Consider the following 16,456-nt stretch of genomic DNA (forward strand, 5'->3'; position numbering starts at 1 on the left):
ACAATGCTCTGGTGTGTTGCCGTTAACGACGAGTTGTTTCACTGCCCGTTGCGTCGATACGCCAGACAATCGCCTGCCACAGCGTATTGAGCCGGCCATGCGCATCGTCAAGTGGCAGGTGTGTGGTTTCAAGTGCCTGCACCCGGTCAGGGGGCAAGCGCAGACGAAGACGTTGCCAGACAGCAGGCTCGACCCAGGCCCTCAGCAATTGCATTGGATCATCCTCCGGCTGCAACAGGGCGTCAGGGTGCAGCGCCTTGGCAAGGCGCTCACACCACTTGCGGTGTTCATCGCACAAGGGGCTGTCGAGGTTGGGATGGCACGTAAGCTCCAGCAGTGCTATCGCTAGATCGAACTGCTCCCGGGAAGCCAGGGCCAAACCAAGCACCGTTGCACAGGGAGGGGGAGGCAGACATGGCTCGATGCCCAACGCTGCGCACGCCAGCGCGGGTTGGCTGCGGCACAAGGCGGGTAATGCGTGGTAGGCGTGAGCGCTGATCGCGTCCGGGTGCGAAAACTGCCACGGACTGGCCCACCATTGGGCCCAGGCCAGATGATCACTCATTCGCTAGAGGCGTTGGGGCGACAGGTTCCTGCCTTGATCGTTGGCTTCGTATGCGCCAGAACAGCGCCAAGACGAGTGTCAGCATCGCGCCGATAACCAGAGAGCTCATAGCGGTACGCCAAAAACCGATGTCTTCCTCGGGGATCAGGAACGGACCGAAGTAGCTCAGGCGTTGTTGTTCCTGGTAAGCCGTTGCCGGTACAAAAACCACCGTGAGCTTCTGAGCGTTGTCCAGTGCAGTGGTCATGCCAGGAATACTACTGGATACCATCCTGCGTACGCGCGCGCGGATGCTGTCGGGCTCCAGTCGTGGGTCATGTTTGATGAACACGGAGGCGGAGGCGGGTTGGACGGGCTCACCGGGAGCCACGCGTTCGGGCAGCACCACGTGCACACGAGCGACGATGACCCCATCGATGTTTGACAGGGTCGCCTCCAACTCCTGGGACAGGGCATAGATATACCGGGCACGCTCTTCCAGTGGCGTAGAGATGACGCCCTCCTTGCGGAAGGTGTCCCCCATCGTGGCACGGGCGACCTTGGGCAATCCGACCGCTTCCAGTGTGCGAACGGCGCGGCTGATATCGGCTGCATTGACACGCACCACGACGCCGTCTTTGGCAGGCACTTTTTGTGCGCGTATGTGTTTGTCAGCCAGTTCCGCGATGACCTCATTGGCATCCTGCTCGGAGAGTTGGCGATGCAGTTCGACACTTTCGCCGCAGCCGCCCAGCATCAGCGCCAGCGAGAAAACTAATCCGACGGATAGAAAACGAGTCATTTTTTCCTACTGCAGGTTGCTGATTTTTTCTAGGCATTGCGCGCCCTTGCCGACGCACTTCACCAGGGTTTGGGTCAGTAGAATGGAGTCTGAAAGATTGGGGGTGTAGTTGAGCCGATTTTTTTCTTTGAACTCATTGTTGAAGTCCTTGAGACCTCGACTCATACCACTTTTAGCCTTGTCCAAATACTGCAAAGCGTCGGTCAGTGCGTTCGAGGATGGCGTGGCGGTAACCCGTTGCATCGAGGGGGCCAATAACGCGCTGAAAAAGCTCGCATCTTCGCTGTGGTGCGTAGGTTGGGTAGGGGACCTGTGGGCTGTAAGGCCGTTTTGATATTCGCGTAATACGTCGACTTCTTCTATTTGCATATGGACCTCTAAGGGGAAACCCGCCCTTTGATGACCAAGGGCGGTGAAGCTATTTAACGCAGCGCGTCGTTGTTCTTTTTCTGCTCACTGATCCTGAACGCCTCATTGCTTTCTTTCATGGATTCGCGAAGCAGTTGCTTCCTTTCTGCCTTAAGGTCTGCGTTTTCGCCACCGGTGACCGGGGGGTGGTAGCTTTGCGGGTTGATGCCAGAAATACTCATAGTGATGCTCCGCTATCTAAGAAATGACATTTGAGCCTTGATGCGTAGTTGCAATAGTGTTGCTGCCGATAGGCACTAAATATATCAGGCTCATCCTTGTGTGGTTCAGGCTCGAATATGGTTCCCGCTTTTACTTAAAGGGTGTGTCTGAAGGTGTCTTCGGTGTCGGCTGAGCAGCGGGCTACTGTATATCTAGTTGTTTCATTCGGTAGTAAAGCGTTCTCTTTGCCATGCCCAACTCTACAGCCACCTCGTCCACACAGTAGGTATGACGCCGCAGCGACTCTTCAATCAGAGCTTTCTCGATTTGTTGCAGACGTTCTTTCAGGTTGGTGGGTTGGTTTGTAGCGTTCGAGGGCGAGCTTGATAATGGCGCCAGACCCAGTACGAAACGTTTGGCAGTCGAGCGCAGTTCACGCACATTCCCCAGCCATGGATGGCACAGCAACTGTTGGACGAGCTCGCTGCAAGGGTTTGGGGCGAGACACTTATAGTGCTCGGCTTCCTCTTGAATCATATTCAGGAACAACGGGACGATTCGGTCACGGCGATTGCGCAGCGCAGGCAGATTGATATTTACGACGTTCAGGCGGAAATACAGATCGCGCCTGAACTTTCCCTGCTCGACCATCTCATGCAGGGATTGTTGCGCAGAGGCGATGACTCGCATGTCCACCGGGATAAACCGGGTTGAGCCCAGGCGTTCGACGCCGCGTGACTCCAGCACACGTAGCAGTTTGGCCTGCATGGAAAGCGGCATGCTGTCGATTTCATCCAGATACAAGGTGCCCAGGTGTGCGGTTTCGATAAAACCCGCACGTGATTGCACTGCTCCTGTATAGGCGCCGCTGTTGACGCCGAACAGTTGGCTCTCTGCGAGGCTTTCCGGGATGGCGGCGCAGTTCACTGCGACAAAATGACCTCGTCGCCCCGACAAACGATGGATCCGTTGGGCCAGGGTATCCTTGCCAGTACCCGTCTCCCCCAATAACAAAATATCGATATCGAGCGCTGCAGTACTCTTGAGCGTACGTTCGATATCCAAGGTTTCAACAGAAGGGAAGTATGTCTCATTTGTTGTCTTGTAAGAGGCTGACATAGTCAGGGTGCTCCACTATCGCTATCACTTCACTGTTGATAGAACGCTGTTGGCGTGCGGTCAGTAGAGCGCAAATAATCAAAAATGTCATCGTGCTTATTAGTATGAAAATACTGCGCGAGAGCGTGTCAAATATTAACTATGTCAGGGCACTGTATTGTTCAAGTGCATTCTTGATGGTTGTTGAATGTTTAGTGTAGGAGAAGACTTAAGGCTTGAGGGATTCATCGTTTAAATCGATCAAGGGTTATGAGTGATTAAGTTTTCTATGTGTGGGGCTTTTAGTTGGGTGGCAGGTAGAAACAGGAGGCAATAAAAAACCGACGCAATGCGTCGGTTTTTTTGTATCGGGCAGAGGTTCAGCTAACGCTTACACGTTGAAACGGAAGTGCATCACATCGCCATCTTTGACAATGTAATCCTTACCTTCCAGGCGCCACTTACCGGCTTCCTTGGCACCGGCTTCACCCTTGAACTGGATGAAGTCGTTGTAAGCGATCACCTCAGCGCGGATAAAGCCTTTCTCAAAGTCGGTGTGGATCACGCCAGCCGCCTGTGGCGCGGTAGCACCGACCTTGACGGTCCAGGCGCGGACTTCTTCGACACCGGCGGTGAAGTAGGTCTGCAGGTTGAGCATTTCGTAGCCGGCGCGGATCACGCGGTTCAGGCCAGGCTCTTCCAGGCCCAGGGCTTCGAGGAACATGTCCTTTTCTTCGCCGTCATCGAGCTCGGCGATTTCCGCTTCGATCTTGTTGCACACCGGAACAACGATGGCGCCTTCTTCGTCGGCAATGGCCTTGACCACGTCGAGGAGCGGGTTGTTCTCGAAGCCGTCTTCGGCAACGTTGGCGATGTACATCACAGGCTTGGTGGTCAGCAGGTGGAAGCCCTTGATCACGGCCTTCTCATCGGCTCCCATATTCTTCATCAGGCTGCGCGCCGGTTTGCCTTCGGTAAAGTGCGCGATCAACTGCTCCAGCAGGCCCTTCTGGACCACTGCATCCTTGTCGCCGCCCTTGGCGTTACGCGCGACTTTCTGCAGTTGCTTTTCGCAGCTGTCGAGGTCGGCGAAGATCAGTTCCAGGTCGATGATCTCGATGTCGCGCTTGGGGTCTACGCTGTTGGAGACGTGAATCACGTTCTCGTCTTCAAAGCAGCGGACCACGTGGGCGATAGCATCGGTTTCGCGGATGTTGGCCAGGAACTTGTTGCCCAGGCCTTCACCTTTCGAGGCGCCGGCGACGAGGCCCGCGATGTCGACGAACTCCATGGTGGTCGGCAGGATGCGCTTGGGATTGACGATGGCCGCCAGTGCGTCAAGACGCGGGTCCGGCATCGGTACGATGCCGCTGTTGGGTTCGATGGTGCAGAAGGGGAAGTTCTCCGCCGCAATACCGGACTTGGTCAGGGCGTTGAACAGGGTGGACTTGCCGACGTTGGGCAGGCCGACGATGCCGCAATTGAATCCCATGGTGTTTCCCCTCGGATAAGAGTCAAGCCTTCTGGCTGTGCAGGTTTTTCATCGCACGGTTCCATTCACCGGCGAAGATATCCGGCAGCACGCCGAGGGCAAAGTCGATGCTGGCATCGAGTTTTTCCTGTTCGGCGCGTGGCGCACGACCCAGGACGAAATTTGAAACCATACTGGCAACGCCTGGGTGGCCAATGCCGAGCCGCAGACGGTAAAAATTATTCTGATTGCCCAACTGCGCGATGATGTCACGCAGGCCATTGTGCCCACCATGCCCGCCGCCGAGCTTGAGCTTGGCTACGCCGGGTGGCAGGTCCAGTTCGTCATGGGCCACCAGGATTTCTTCGGGTTTGATCCGGAAGAAGCCCGCAAGCGCCGCGACAGCCTGGCCGCTGCGGTTCATGTAGGTGGTGGGAATCAACAGACGAACATCCTGACCCTGATGCGAGAAGCGCCCGGTCAGGCCAAAATATTTGCGGTCGGCCACCAGATTGATGCCTTGGGCGTGGGCGATACGCTCAACAAAAAGGGCCCCCGCGTTATGCCGGGTCTGTTCGTATTCGGCGCCTGGATTTCCCAGGCCAACGATCAGTTTAATGGCAGTCACGACAGGGGCCCTTCCTTTGGAGTTGTGGATAACATCGCCGTACCCAGGTGCGGCGAAAGTGGACGACACTACATCATTTACTCAAGAGTAAACGCCGCGTTATCGCCCGCTTTCTCGCTACGTTTCGGTCCGCGATGTTTCCTCAAGCTCCGGCAATACAGAGTGAATTACTCTGCAGCGCCTTCTTCAGCTTCTTCTGGAGCAACGCGTGGAGCGTGAACGTTGGCAACAGCTTTGTCATCACCGTGAGCCAGTGCAACAAACTCAACGCCTTTAGGGGCCTTGAGGTCGGACAGGTGAACGATGGCGCCGATTTCCAGAGCCGACAGGTCGACTTCGATGAACTCAGGCAGGTCTTTCGGCAGGCAGGTCACTTCGATTTCGTTCAGGACGTGAGAGATCTCGCCGCCTTTCTTGACCGGAGCTTCTTCACCCACAAAGTGCACAGGCACGATGGCGGTCAGTTTCTGGCCAGCTACAACGCGAACGAAGTCAGCGTGCATGATGAACTGCTTGGAAGGGTGACGCTGCATCGCTTTAACGATGACGTTCTGCTTGGCGCCGTCGACGTTCAGCTCGATAACGTGGCTGTAGGCAGCTTCGTTTTCGAACAGCTTGGCGATTTCCTTGGCCAGGATGGTCACGGATTCAGCAGGCTTGTTACCACCGTAGACAACGGCTGGGATGTTGGCGGCGTGACGCAGGCGGCGGCTCGCACCTTTCCCCAGGTCAGTACGCGCTTGGGCGTTCAGAGTAAATTCGTTCATGTTGTATCTCCAAAATAGCCATCATCGAGGGGCGTTTGCGACCAGCGCCGAACTCGATATGGGCAAAAAAGCCCCGCCCCAGCGGAATGCTGGGGCGGGGCGCTTTTCGTCAGTGAGGTGATCCGTTGGTTTGACCCTTAACGGAACATCGCGCTGATCGATTCTTCATTGCTGATGCGGCGAACCGCTTCGGCAACGACCGGTGCAATATCCAGTTGGCGGATACGTGCACAGGCTTGAGCTGCGGCGGACAACGGGATGGTGTTAGTCACCACCAGTTCGTCCAGCACGGAGTTCTCGATGTTCTCGATCGCTCGGCCCGACAGCACAGGGTGTGTGCAGTAGGCGAAGACTTTTGCTGCACCGTGCTCTTTCAAGGCTTTCGCCGCGTGGCACAGGGTGCCGGCGGTGTCGACCATGTCATCAACCAGAATACAGGTGCGCCCTTCGACATCACCGATGATATGCATCACTTCAGAGTGATTGGCTTTCTCACGGCGTTTGTCGATGATCCCGAGGTCCACGCCCAGGGATTTGGCAACAGCCCGTGCACGCACGACGCCACCAATGTCCGGGGACACGATCATCAGGTTTTCAAAGCGCTGGTCTTCGATGTCATCCACCAGGACGGGGGAGCCGTAGATGTTATCTACCGGAATATCGAAGAACCCCTGGATTTGGTCAGCGTGCAGGTCAACCGTGAGCACACGGTCGATACCTACCACGGTCAGCATGTCAGCAACGACTTTCGCGCTGATAGCTACACGTGCGGAGCGCGGACGGCGATCCTGACGGGCATAACCAAAGTAAGGGATTACAGCTGTGATTCGAGTCGCTGAGGAGCGGCGGAAGGCATCAGCCATCACGACGAGTTCCATCAGGTTATCGTTGGTCGGAGCGCAGGTCGGCTGAATAATGAAGACGTCTTTACCGCGGACATTTTCATTGATCTCGGCTGTAATTTCGCCGTCGGAGAATTTACCGACAGAGATGTCACCGAGAGGGATATGCAGCTGACGTACGACACGTCGAGCCAGATCGGGGTTGGCATTCCCCGTAAAGACCATCATCTTGGACACGCGCAGTACCTAGAGGCTGAGGGTAACCTGGATGAGTATTAGAAAATGGCAGGGGCGGCTGGATTCGAACCAACGCATGGCAGGATCAAAACCTGCTGCCTTACCGCTTGGCGACGCCCCTGTATCTGTTGCAACGAGTGCCTAACACTCGGTTCCTTTTAGAGCAGACTTTGCAGCTTGCGATGCAACATCGAAACGTTGCTTCCTTTTGCTACAAACCCTGTAAGGGTCTCTGTAAGAAGGGCCGAGACTTTATCAGCTTCAGCTTTGCTTGGGAAGCCCCCAAACACACAACTTCCAGTTCCGGTTAATTTTGCTTCGGTAAATTTACCTAACAAATTCAAAGCGTTACGTACCTCTGGATAACGCCTTGCTACAACCGGTAAGCAGTCATTTCGACTGTTTCCCTTGGGAACGGGGCGCACTTTAATGGGAGAAGAGTTACGTGTCAACAACGGATCTGAAAAAATTTCTGCTGTACTTACAGATACTTGCGGCACCAGCACGACATACCAAGGTTCTTCGGGCTCTACAGGGGTGAGTTTTTCCCCGACGCCTTCAGCAAATGCGGCGTGCCCCCGCACGAAAACCGGGACGTCGGCGCCCAGCGTGAGGCCCAGCGCAGCAAGGCGATCGTGGTCCCAGCCCAGTTGCCATAAGTGATTGAGGCCCAACAAAGTGGTCGCGGCATTTGAGCTGCCGCCACCGATACCACCGCCCATGGGCAGGACTTTGTCGATCCAGATATCAATGCCAAGTGGGCAGCCGGATTGTTCCTGAAGTTTTTTGGCCGCCCGCACAATCAGATTGCTGTCGTGGGGCACACCGTCGAATTCGGTGTGCAACTGAACCACGCCATCGTCACGCACGGCAAAGGTGAGCTCATCGCCGTAGTCGAGAAACTGAAACAGCGTCTGCAACTCGTGGTAGCCATCTTCACGGCGGCCAAGGATGTGCAGCATCAGGTTGAGCTTGGCCGGGGAGGGCAGGGTCAATTTTTGTACGGACACGTTATTGCCCCAGCTTGCGCGGTTGCCAGTCCTTGATCACCAGCGTGACATCAAGGTCGGTGCCATGCAGCTTGATACGTTCGGGTAGCCAATAGCCGCTTTGCTCCACGTAGCTCAAATATTCGACCTGCCAGCCATCCTGCTCGAGGGTGGCGAGGCGGCTGTCGCCATTGAGGCTCAGACGGCTCTTGCTGTCAGGTGCCGGCAGACCGCGCACCCACCAGACCAGATGCGAGACGGGCAACTTCCAGCCAATCTGCTGCTCCAGCAGTTCTTCCGGGGAGGTTGCCTCGTAGCGGCCCTGATTGGCCACTTCCAGGCTCACTTGCCCTGGCCGGCCAGTCAGGCGGGCCGCGCCACGGCCCAGGGGGCCCGAGAGGCGAATGTCGTAATAGTCCTGGCGCTGCAGCCAGAACAGCGTGCCGCTGCCAGAGTCTTTCGGCGCACGCACCCCGACCTTGCCCTCGATCTGCCAGCCATCAATGCTGCTGAGCTGGTCCTTGTGTTGTTTCCATTGTACCGGGTTGCCCTGGCCTTCAACGGATTCACGGCTGCCGATACCCGCGCAACCGGCGAGCAGGGCGATGAAACTGAAAACGATAACGTGGCGCAAGAACATAAGCTTAAAGGGTCTCGGATCCGGTCAGGCGCTTGATGGTGCTGCGCAGGATGGGGCTGTCGGGTTGTTCCTTGAGGAATTTTTCCCAGATTTGTCGGGCTTCGCGCTGCTTGCCATTGGCCCAGAGCACTTCGCCCAGGTGTGCGGCAACTTCCTGGTCCGGGAAACGCTCCAGGGCCTGGCGCAGCAAGCGCTCGGCCTCGTCGAGGTTGCCCAGGCGGTAATTCACCCAGCCCAGACTGTCGAGCACGGCAGGGTCTTCCGGGTTGAGCGCATGGGCTTGTTCGATCAGCGCCTTGGCTTCGGCGTAGCGCGTGGTGCGGTCGGACAAGGTGTAGCCCAGGGCGTTAAGTGCCATGGCGTTGTCCGGGTCGCGCTTGATGATCAGGCGCAGGTCTTTTTCCAGCTGCGCCAGGTCATTGCGTTTTTCCGCCTGCATGGCGCGGGTGTACAGCAGGTTCAAATCGTCGGGGTATTGCTGCAACGCCTGTTGCAATAGTTTCCAGGCGCGTTCGCCCTGTTTGTTGGCCGATAAGGTCTCGGCCTGGATCAGGTACAGCTGGATGGCGTAGTCCGGTTCGGCATCGCGGGCCGCGGCCAGGCGTTTTTCCGCTTCGTCGGTGCGGCCGTTGCTCATCAGGATATCGGCCTGGCGCAATTGCGCTGGCAGATAATCATTGCCAGGGCCGACCTGGGCGTATTCAAGCAGGGCCGCCTGCGGGTCGTTGCGCTCTTCAGCGATGCGGCCCAGGTTCAGGTGCGCCGAGTCCACGTGGCTGTCACGTTCGATCAGCTCTTGCAGGTAGCCCTTGGCCTCGTCCCAGGCTTTGGCTTCCAGGCACACCAATGCCAGGGAATAACGCAGTTCGTCGTCGTCCGGGTATTGCTGGACCAGGTTGGCGAACTGCACTTTGGCGTCTTCCATACGGTCCTGCTCAACCAGCATACGTGCATAGGTCAGGAGCAGGCGCTTGTCGCCGGGGTATTTCTTGATGCTTTTTTCCAGCAGCGGAATCGCTTCCTTGCCGCGGTTAAGGCTTTGCAGCAGGCGTGCACGCAACAGGATGGGCGCGATTTCACCTTCTTCCGGCGGGTTCTGCTCCAGCAGCTTGAGCGCGGCGTCGGCTTCATCGTCCTGTTGCAGCAGCAGGGCCTTGCCGAAAATCAACTGGCTGTTCTTCGGGTGCTTTTGCAGCAGGCGATCGAAACTCTTCATCAGGCCGTTGCGCGTGTCCTGGTCGGTGTCGGCGGCCGACAGCGCAAGAAAGTCAAAATGTGTGTCGCCTTTGCCCTGCAGGACCTTCTCCATATAAACCATGGAGTCGTCATAGCGCCCGGCACGCGCCAGTTGCACGGCTGCGGCGCGCTGGGCTTCCAGATCATTCGGGGCATTTTTGGCCCAGATCAGCGAGGTGTCCAGCGCTGCCTGGTCGGCGCCCAGGTATTCGGCGATGCGAAACGCTCGCTCGGAAATCCCGGGGTCCTGGGTGTTGATGGCCTGGGTCACGTAATTATCCAGCGCAATATCAAAGCGATTGCGCTGGCCGGCCAGTTCAGCGGTCAGCAGGCTGTAGATCGTTTCTTCACTGAACGAGGAATAAACCTTGGGTTTTTCAGGGGCGGGAGTGCTGTCTTCCACCGGCGACGTAGCGTCCGGCGACACGGGTGCCATGGCCTGGCAGCCGCTGAGGAAGACAAAAGCGAGGAGCAACGCGGAAGATCTATTCATATAGGAAGAGGACGACTAACCTGCGGTCGGATCATCATGACACAAGCCTTCGGCCAAACATAACCGGGGCACTCGGAATACGACTATTGCTGCCTTTTGCCTTTCCTTTGTGGGAGCGAGCTTGCTCGCGAAAAACCTGAGAGCGCCGCTGGGCGCCCGGCTTGCCGCGTTATCGTTGACGATTTTCGCGAGCAAGCTCGCTCCTGCAAAAGTGCATTGATAGGCATAAGGTATAGGGACAATAGACGACGGTGGTTGTTCTGAATCTTTCGAAGTAGGACAATTGTCGGCTTCCCGACATCATCAGCGATATTGAATGGCCTTCCTCGCACTCGGTATTAACCACAAGACTGCCTCCGTAGACGTGCGCGAGCGCGTGGCGTTTACGCCAGAGCAGTTGGTTGAGGCCTTGCAGCAGCTCTGCCGGCTCACCGACAGCCGCGAAGCTGCGATCCTTTCGACCTGCAATCGCAGCGAGCTCTATATAGAGCAGGAACATCTCTCGGCGGATGTGGTGCTGCGCTGGCTGGCCGATTATCACCATTTGAGCCTCGATGACCTGCGTGCCAGCGCTTATGTGCATGAGGAGGATGCGGCAGTTCGTCACATGATGCGCGTGGCGGCCGGTCTCGACTCGCTGGTGTTGGGTGAACCGCAGATTCTCGGCCAGATGAAGTCTGCCTACGCCGTGGCGCGTGAGGCCGGCACCGTCGGCCCATTGCTGGGCCGCCTGTTCCAGGCCACCTTTAATTCCGCCAAGCAAGTACGTACCGATACGGCCATCGGCGAAAACCCGGTGTCCGTGGCCTTTGCCGCTGTGAGCCTGGCCAAGCAGATTTTCAGCGACTTGCAGCGCAGCCAGGCCCTGCTGATCGGCGCTGGTGAAACCATCACCCTGGTGGCCCGTCACCTGCACGATCTTGGCGTGAAGCGCATCGTGGTCGCCAACCGCACCCTGGAGCGCGCCAGCATTCTGGCCGAGCAGTTCGGTGCCCATGCGGTGCTGCTGTCGGACATTCCCGCTGAACTGGTGCGCAGTGATATCGTCATCAGTTCCACCGCCAGCCAATTGCCGATTCTGGGCAAGGGCGCGGTCGAGAGCGCGTTGAAGCTGCGCAAGCACAAGCCGATCTTCATGGTAGATATCGCCGTTCCACGGGATATCGAGCCCGAAGTCGGCGAGTTGGACGACGTTTACCTTTATAGCGTCGATGATCTGCATGAAGTGGTCGCTGAAAACCTCAAGAGCCGTCAGGGTGCCGCCCAGGCGGCCGAGGAAATGGTCAGCACCGGCGCCGAAGATTTCATGGTGCGCCTGCGTGAACTGGCGGCAGTGGATGTGCTCAAGGCGTATCGTCAGCAGGGTGAACGCCTGCGTGATGAAGAGTTGCTCAAGGCCCAGCGCATGCTGGCCAACGGCAGCGGCGCCGAGGAAGTGCTGATGCAATTGGCCCGTGGCCTGACCAACAAACTGCTCCACGCTCCTAGCGTTCAGTTGAAAAAGCTTACCGCCGAAGGCCGCCTCGATGCGCTGGCCATGGCCCAGGAACTCTTTGCCCTCGGTGAGGGCGCGTCAGACAGCTCTTCGGATAAAAAACCGTAATGAAAGCGTCACTGCTCAATAAACTGGATGTGCTCCAGGACCGTTTCGAAGAACTGACCGCCTTGCTCGGCGATGGCGAGGTCATTTCCGATCAAACCAAATTCCGTGCTTATTCCAAGGAATACGCCGAAGTTGAGCCCATTGTGGCCACTTATAAACACCTGCTGAAAGTCCAGGCCGACCTCGAAGGCGCCCAGGCCCTGCTCAAGGACAGCGACCCGGACATGCGCGAAATGGCCGTGGAAGAAGTCCGCGAAGCCAAGGAAAAACTCGCTGAGCTTGAGGGTGACCTGCAACGCATGCTGCTGCCCAAGGACCCTAACGACGGACGCAACGTTTTCCTCGAAATCCGCGCTGGTACCGGTGGCGACGAGGCGGCGATTTTTTCCGGTGACCTGTTCCGCATGTATTCGCGCTATGCCGAGCGTCGCGGCTGGCGCGTGGAGATCCTCTCCGAGAACGAGGGCGAGCACGGTGGCTATAAAGAAGTCATCGCCCGGGTTGAAGGCGACAACGTCTACGGCAAGCTGAAGTTCGAATCCGGTGCGCACCGCGTGCAACGGGTGCCTGCGACGGAATCCCAGGGCCGCATCCACACCTCGGCGTGCACCGTCGCGGTGTTGCCTGAGCCGGACGAACAGGAAGCCATCGAGATCAACCCGGCGGACTTGCGTGTCGACACTTACCGCTCATCCGGCGCGGGTGGCCAGCACGTTAACAAGACCGACTCGGCGATCCGTATCACACACTTGCCGTCGGGCATTGTGGTGGAGTGCCAGGAAGAACGTTCCCAGCACAAGAACCGTGCGCGGGCCATGTCCTGGTTGTCGGCCAAGTTGAACGACCAGCAGACCAGCGCCGCGGCCAACGCAATTGCCAGCGAACGCAAGCTGCTGGTGGGCTCCGGCGACCGCTCCGAGCGTATCCGTACCTACAACTTTGCCCAGGGCCGCGTCACGGACCATCGGGTCAACCTCACCCTGTACTCCCTCGACGAAATTCTCGCCGGGGGCGTGGATGCGGTGATCGAGCCTTTGCTCGCCGAATACCAGGCCGACCAACTGGCGGCGATAGGTGACTAAATGACCATCATCGCCAGCCTGCTGCGCGCCGCTGACCTGCCCGACTCGCCGACGGCGCGCCTGGACGTGGAGTTGCTGCTGGCCGCTGCCCTGGGCAAATCGCGCAGCTATCTGCATACCTGGCCGGAAAAGATCGTCAGCAGCGAAGACGCCCTGACCTTTTCCGGCTACCTGCAGCGCCGCCGCAGCGGCGAGCCGGTGGCCTATATCCTCGGCCAGCAAGGCTTCTGGAAACTCGACCTGGAAGTAGCACCGCACACTTTGATCCCTCGTCCGGAAACTGAATTGCTGGTGGAAGCTGCCCTGGAATTGCTGCCCGCCACGCCCGCCCAGGTCCTGGACCTGGGCACCGGTAGCGGCGCCATCGCCTTGGCCTTGGCCAGCGAACGTCCAGCCTGGCAGGTCACGGCGGTCGACCGTGTGCTGGAGGCCGTGGCCCTGGCCGAGCGCAATCGTCAACGCCTGCACCTCACTAACGCTACGGTGCTCAACAGCCATTGGTTCAGCGCCCTGCAAGGCCAGCGCTTCGACCTGATCATCAGCAACCCGCCCTATATCGCCGACAATGACCCGCACCTGGTGGCCGGCGATGTGCGCTTCGAACCGGCCAGTGCGCTGGTGGCGGGGCATGATGGCCTGGACGACTTGCGCCTGATCATCCAAGAGTCTCCCGGCCACCTGAACGACGGAGGCTGGCTGTTGCTTGAACACGGCTACGACCAGGCCCAGGTCGTGCGCGATTTGTTACTCAACCAAGGCTTTGACGGCGTACACAGTCGCATCGACCTCGGCGGTCACGAACGCATCACCTTGGGGCGCCGCCCGTGCTGACCGATCAGGAGCTGTTGCGCTATAGCCGGCAGATTCTGTTGCAGCATGTCGACATTGATGGCCAATTACGCCTGAAACAGAGCCGCGCGTTGATCGTCGGCCTGGGTGGCCTGGGCGCTCCGGTGGCGCTTTACCTGGCCGCTGCTGGGGTGGGCGAATTGCACTTGGCGGATTTCGATACGGTCGATTTGACCAACCTGCAACGCCAGATCATCCATGACACTAACAGCGTGGGGCAGACCAAGGTCGATTCGGCCATGGGGCGCCTGAGAGCGATCAACCCTGAAGTCGCCCTGGTCGCCCATCGTGCTGTGCTGGATGCCGACTCGCTGGCCGCTGCGGTCAACGCAGTGGACCTGGTGCTCGATTGCAGCGATAACTTCTCTACCCGCGAGGCGGTCAACGTAGCCTGCGTCGCCGCCGGCAAACCGTTGGTCAGTGGCGCGGCCATTCGCCTTGAGGGGCAATTGTCGGTATTCGACCCCCGTCGCGCTGACAGTCCCTGCTACCACTGTTTGTATGGGCACGGCAGCGACACTGAACTGACCTGCAGCGAAGCCGGCGTTGTCGGGCCGTTGGTCGGTGTGGTTGGCAGCCTGCAAGCGCTGGAAGCCTTGAAGCTGCTGGCCGGTTTTGGTGAGTCGTTGGTAGGGCGCCTGTTGTTGATCGATGCGCTGACCACGCGTTTTCGCGAGTTGCGCGTCAAGCGTGACCCAGGCTGCAGCGTCTGCGGGGCAAAGCATGGTTAAGGGCGCGCCTATTGGTGTGTTCGATTCCGGCATCGGCGGCCTGACGGTGCTGGAAGAAATCCAGCAGTTGTTGCCCCACGAGTCACTGCTGTACGTGGCGGACTGCGGGCACATTCCCTATGGCGAGAAAACGCCGGCGTTCATTCTTGAACGTTCTCGCTCGGTCGCTGAGTTTTTCCGCGAGCGGGGCGCCAAGGCCTTTGTGATTGCCTGCAACACGGCGACGGTCGCCGCGGTGGCCGATTTGCGCCAGGACTACCCCGACTGGCCGCTGGTAGGCATGGAGCCTGCGGTCAAACCTGCTGCCGCGGCCACGCGCAGTGGTGTGGTGGGTGTGCTCGCCACTACGGGCACACTGCAAAGCGCCAAGTTCGCCGCCTTGCTCGACCGTTTTGCCACCGATGTGCGGGTGATTACCCAGCCGTGCCCGGGCCTGGTGGAGCTGATTGAAGCCGGCGACCTTAACAGCCCCGCCCTGCACACCCTGCTGCAAGGCTATATTGAGCCGCTGCTTAGCGCCGGTTGCGACACCATCATCCTGGGTTGCACTCATTATCCCTTCCTCAAGCCACTCCTGGCGCAGATGCTGCCCCCCAGCATCATCCTCATTGATACCGGCGCCGCCGTGGCGCGCCAGCTCAAGCGCTTGCTGGGTGAGCGCGACCTGCTGGCCGTTGGCGAACCTGAACCTGCACAGTTCTGGACCAGCGGCGATCTGTGTCACCTAGGAAATATCCTACCGACACTTTGGAAACATCCTGGAGTTGTGCGAAGCTTTGGCTCGTGAAAATTTCGTGAAATCAGCCTGAAAAAAGCTGAACTTCTGGCTATGCGTCGGCTTCTATAGCCCGTTAGCCTGTACACAACCCAAATTATTCCGTTTGCAAAGGACGTTTCACATGAAGCGCTTGTTCTGTTTGGCTGCGATTGCGGCCGCTATGTTGGGACACTCTGTTTCAGCCCAGGCCGCCGGCCTGGAGTTCGGCTTGGGTAGCACCAGCGATTCGACGCTGACCTACCGCCTGGGCCTGACCTCTGATTGGGACAAAAGCTGGATGCAGAGCAATGTCGGCCGACTGACCGGCTACTGGAGCGGCGCCTATACCTATTGGGAAGGGGATGACCGTGCGGGCGCCAGCAGCCTGTCGTTCTCGCCGGTGTTTGTGTATGAGTTTGCCGGCGAGTCGGTCAAGCCCTACATCGAAGCCGGTATCGGCGTGGCGTTGTTCTCTCGCACTCGGCTGGAAGACAACAACATCGGCCAGTCCTTCCAGTTCGAAGACCGCCTGGGTTTTGGCCTGCGGTTCAACGGCGGGCATGAAGTGGGCATTCGTGCCACGCACTATTCCAATGCCGGCATCAGCAGCAATAACGATGGGGTAGAGAGCTACTCGCTGCACTACACCATGCCGCTGTAATGCACTGTAGGAGCGAGCTTGCTCGCGAAGAACCTCAACGATAACGCAGCGAATCAGGTTTAACGCGGCGTTCTCAGGTTTTTCGCGAGCAAGCTCGCTCCTACAGAATCAGCGGTAGGCCGTGGTAATGCCTTCACGCTCTTCAAGGCATTCCGGCGCCCCCATCTCGAACTCCCGGCAAATCAACGGCCGAAGCTCATAGATCGTGCACATCATCGTGTCGCGGTCCAGCGCTGCGCACCAGCCGTCGTCCAGGCGCAGCATCACCTCACCCCCCCAATCGTCGGTATCGATAAAGCGTTGTGGCACGCCGGTGTCGGTGATCAGCATGACTTCCAGCTGGCAGCAACAAGCCGCGCACGTCGAGCACGTGACGGGTTCGGTGATTTGAATGTGAGGGATGTTGGTCATAGGCGCGCAGTGTAAGGCAAGTGCGTCAGATGCGTATGAATGCTC

The 16,456-nt window shown here is 58.3% G+C and carries 19 protein-coding genes, 1 tRNA gene and 1 pseudogene; 6 read left to right on the top strand and 15 right to left on the bottom strand.

Annotation, left to right across the window (positions count from 1 at the left end):
• Nucleotides 1–22 precede the first annotated feature (22 nt).
• The 14 genes and pseudogenes from GIV35_RS03550 to GIV35_RS03615 all read right to left on the bottom strand — a co-directional run.
• Nucleotides 23–388 carry a type III secretion protein gene (locus GIV35_RS03550; RefSeq protein WP_419789664.1) on the bottom strand — a complete coding sequence of 122 codons (366 nt, stop codon included), beginning with the start codon at nt 386–388 and terminating at the stop codon, nt 23–25.
• Between the two features lie 169 nt (nt 389–557).
• Nucleotides 558–1,346 carry a type III secretion system inner membrane ring lipoprotein SctJ gene (gene sctJ, locus GIV35_RS03555; protein WP_105225666.1) on the bottom strand — a complete coding sequence of 263 codons (789 nt, stop codon included), beginning with the start codon at nt 1,344–1,346 and terminating at the stop codon, nt 558–560.
• 6 nt (nt 1,347–1,352) lie between these two features.
• Nucleotides 1,353–1,715: a hypothetical protein gene (locus tag GIV35_RS03560; protein ID WP_054897134.1), complete on the bottom strand. Its 363-nt coding sequence runs from the start codon at nt 1,713–1,715 to the stop codon at nt 1,353–1,355.
• A 53-nt stretch (nt 1,716–1,768) separates the two neighbouring features.
• The gene (locus GIV35_RS03565) at nt 1,769–1,936 is read right to left on the bottom strand and encodes a hypothetical protein (protein WP_034128085.1); all 168 of its coding nucleotides are present in this window, start codon (nt 1,934–1,936) and stop codon (nt 1,769–1,771) included.
• A gap of 181 nt (nt 1,937–2,117) precedes the next feature.
• Entirely contained in the window at nt 2,118–3,035 is a 918-nt protein-coding gene (locus GIV35_RS03570) for a sigma 54-interacting transcriptional regulator (RefSeq protein ID WP_089041406.1), read from the bottom strand.
• Nucleotides 3,036–3,405: 370 nt separating this feature from the next.
• Complete coding sequence (ychF, locus tag GIV35_RS03575) at nt 3,406–4,506, bottom strand: redox-regulated ATPase YchF (protein WP_014716830.1); 1,101 nt, start codon at nt 4,504–4,506, stop codon at nt 3,406–3,408.
• 22 nt (nt 4,507–4,528) lie between these two features.
• Nucleotides 4,529–5,113, bottom strand: coding sequence for an aminoacyl-tRNA hydrolase (gene pth, locus GIV35_RS03580; RefSeq protein WP_003188350.1), 585 nt, complete (start codon nt 5,111–5,113; stop codon nt 4,529–4,531).
• Between the two features lie 167 nt (nt 5,114–5,280).
• Entirely contained in the window at nt 5,281–5,880 is a 600-nt protein-coding gene (locus tag GIV35_RS03585) for a 50S ribosomal protein L25/general stress protein Ctc (protein WP_003188351.1), read from the bottom strand.
• 137 nt (nt 5,881–6,017) lie between these two features.
• Entirely contained in the window at nt 6,018–6,959 is a 942-nt protein-coding gene (locus GIV35_RS03590) for a ribose-phosphate pyrophosphokinase (protein WP_003171603.1), read from the bottom strand.
• A gap of 46 nt (nt 6,960–7,005) precedes the next feature.
• Nucleotides 7,006–7,080: transfer RNA gene (locus tag GIV35_RS03595), tRNA-Gln, on the bottom strand.
• 37 nt (nt 7,081–7,117) lie between these two features.
• A complete protein-coding gene (ispE, locus tag GIV35_RS03600; RefSeq protein ID WP_223023414.1) occupies nt 7,118–7,969 on the bottom strand; it encodes a 4-(cytidine 5'-diphospho)-2-C-methyl-D-erythritol kinase in 852 nt (283 codons plus the stop codon).
• 1 nt (nt 7,970) lies between these two features.
• Nucleotides 7,971–8,588, bottom strand: coding sequence for a lipoprotein insertase outer membrane protein LolB (gene lolB, locus GIV35_RS03605; protein ID WP_223023415.1), 618 nt, complete (start codon nt 8,586–8,588; stop codon nt 7,971–7,973).
• 4 nt (nt 8,589–8,592) lie between these two features.
• Nucleotides 8,593–10,317 (bottom strand): tetratricopeptide repeat protein, encoded by a 1,725-nt coding sequence (locus GIV35_RS03610; protein ID WP_236264168.1) that lies wholly within the window; start codon nt 10,315–10,317, stop codon nt 8,593–8,595.
• A gap of 108 nt (nt 10,318–10,425) precedes the next feature.
• Nucleotides 10,426–10,512 (bottom strand): annotated as a pseudogene (locus GIV35_RS03615) (outer membrane lipoprotein carrier protein LolA); the annotation flags it as partial.
• Nucleotides 10,513–10,633: 121 nt separating this feature from the next.
• On the opposite strand from GIV35_RS03615, the gene hemA reads away from it, so the two are divergent.
• The 6 genes from hemA (at nt 10,634) to GIV35_RS03645 (ending at nt 16,000) form a co-directional block, all read left to right on the top strand.
• Nucleotides 10,634–11,920 (top strand): glutamyl-tRNA reductase, encoded by a 1,287-nt coding sequence (hemA, locus tag GIV35_RS03620; protein ID WP_034128081.1) that lies wholly within the window; start codon nt 10,634–10,636, stop codon nt 11,918–11,920.
• Nucleotides 11,920–13,002, top strand: a complete 1,083-nt coding sequence (prfA, locus tag GIV35_RS03625) for a peptide chain release factor 1 (protein ID WP_054896862.1) — start codon at nt 11,920–11,922, stop codon at nt 13,000–13,002. The genes hemA and prfA overlap by 1 nt, the downstream gene beginning before the upstream one ends.
• Nucleotides 13,003–13,833, top strand: a complete 831-nt coding sequence (prmC, locus tag GIV35_RS03630; protein ID WP_060772716.1) for a peptide chain release factor N(5)-glutamine methyltransferase — start codon at nt 13,003–13,005, stop codon at nt 13,831–13,833.
• Nucleotides 13,827–14,582, top strand: coding sequence for a molybdopterin-synthase adenylyltransferase MoeB (locus GIV35_RS03635; RefSeq protein ID WP_236264170.1), 756 nt, complete (start codon nt 13,827–13,829; stop codon nt 14,580–14,582). Before prmC ends, GIV35_RS03635 begins: the two co-directional genes overlap by 7 nt.
• Nucleotides 14,575–15,369 (top strand): glutamate racemase, encoded by a 795-nt coding sequence (murI, locus tag GIV35_RS03640; protein WP_198715289.1) that lies wholly within the window; start codon nt 14,575–14,577, stop codon nt 15,367–15,369. Before GIV35_RS03635 ends, murI begins: the two co-directional genes overlap by 8 nt.
• Nucleotides 15,370–15,481: 112 nt before the next feature.
• On the top strand, nt 15,482–16,000 hold the full coding sequence (locus tag GIV35_RS03645) for an acyloxyacyl hydrolase (RefSeq protein WP_014716838.1): 519 nt from the start codon (nt 15,482–15,484) through the stop codon (nt 15,998–16,000).
• 108 nt (nt 16,001–16,108) lie between these two features.
• Here the strand turns inward: GIV35_RS03645 and GIV35_RS03650 are convergent, their stop codons facing one another.
• Nucleotides 16,109–16,411, bottom strand: a complete 303-nt coding sequence (locus GIV35_RS03650; RefSeq protein WP_003188364.1) for a YkgJ family cysteine cluster protein — start codon at nt 16,409–16,411, stop codon at nt 16,109–16,111.
• Nucleotides 16,412–16,456: the final 45 nt, after the last annotated feature.

The organism is Pseudomonas sp. PA-1-6B (assembly GCF_021609545.1).
Classification (GTDB): Bacteria; Pseudomonadota; Gammaproteobacteria; order Pseudomonadales; family Pseudomonadaceae; genus Aquipseudomonas; species Aquipseudomonas fluorescens_BV.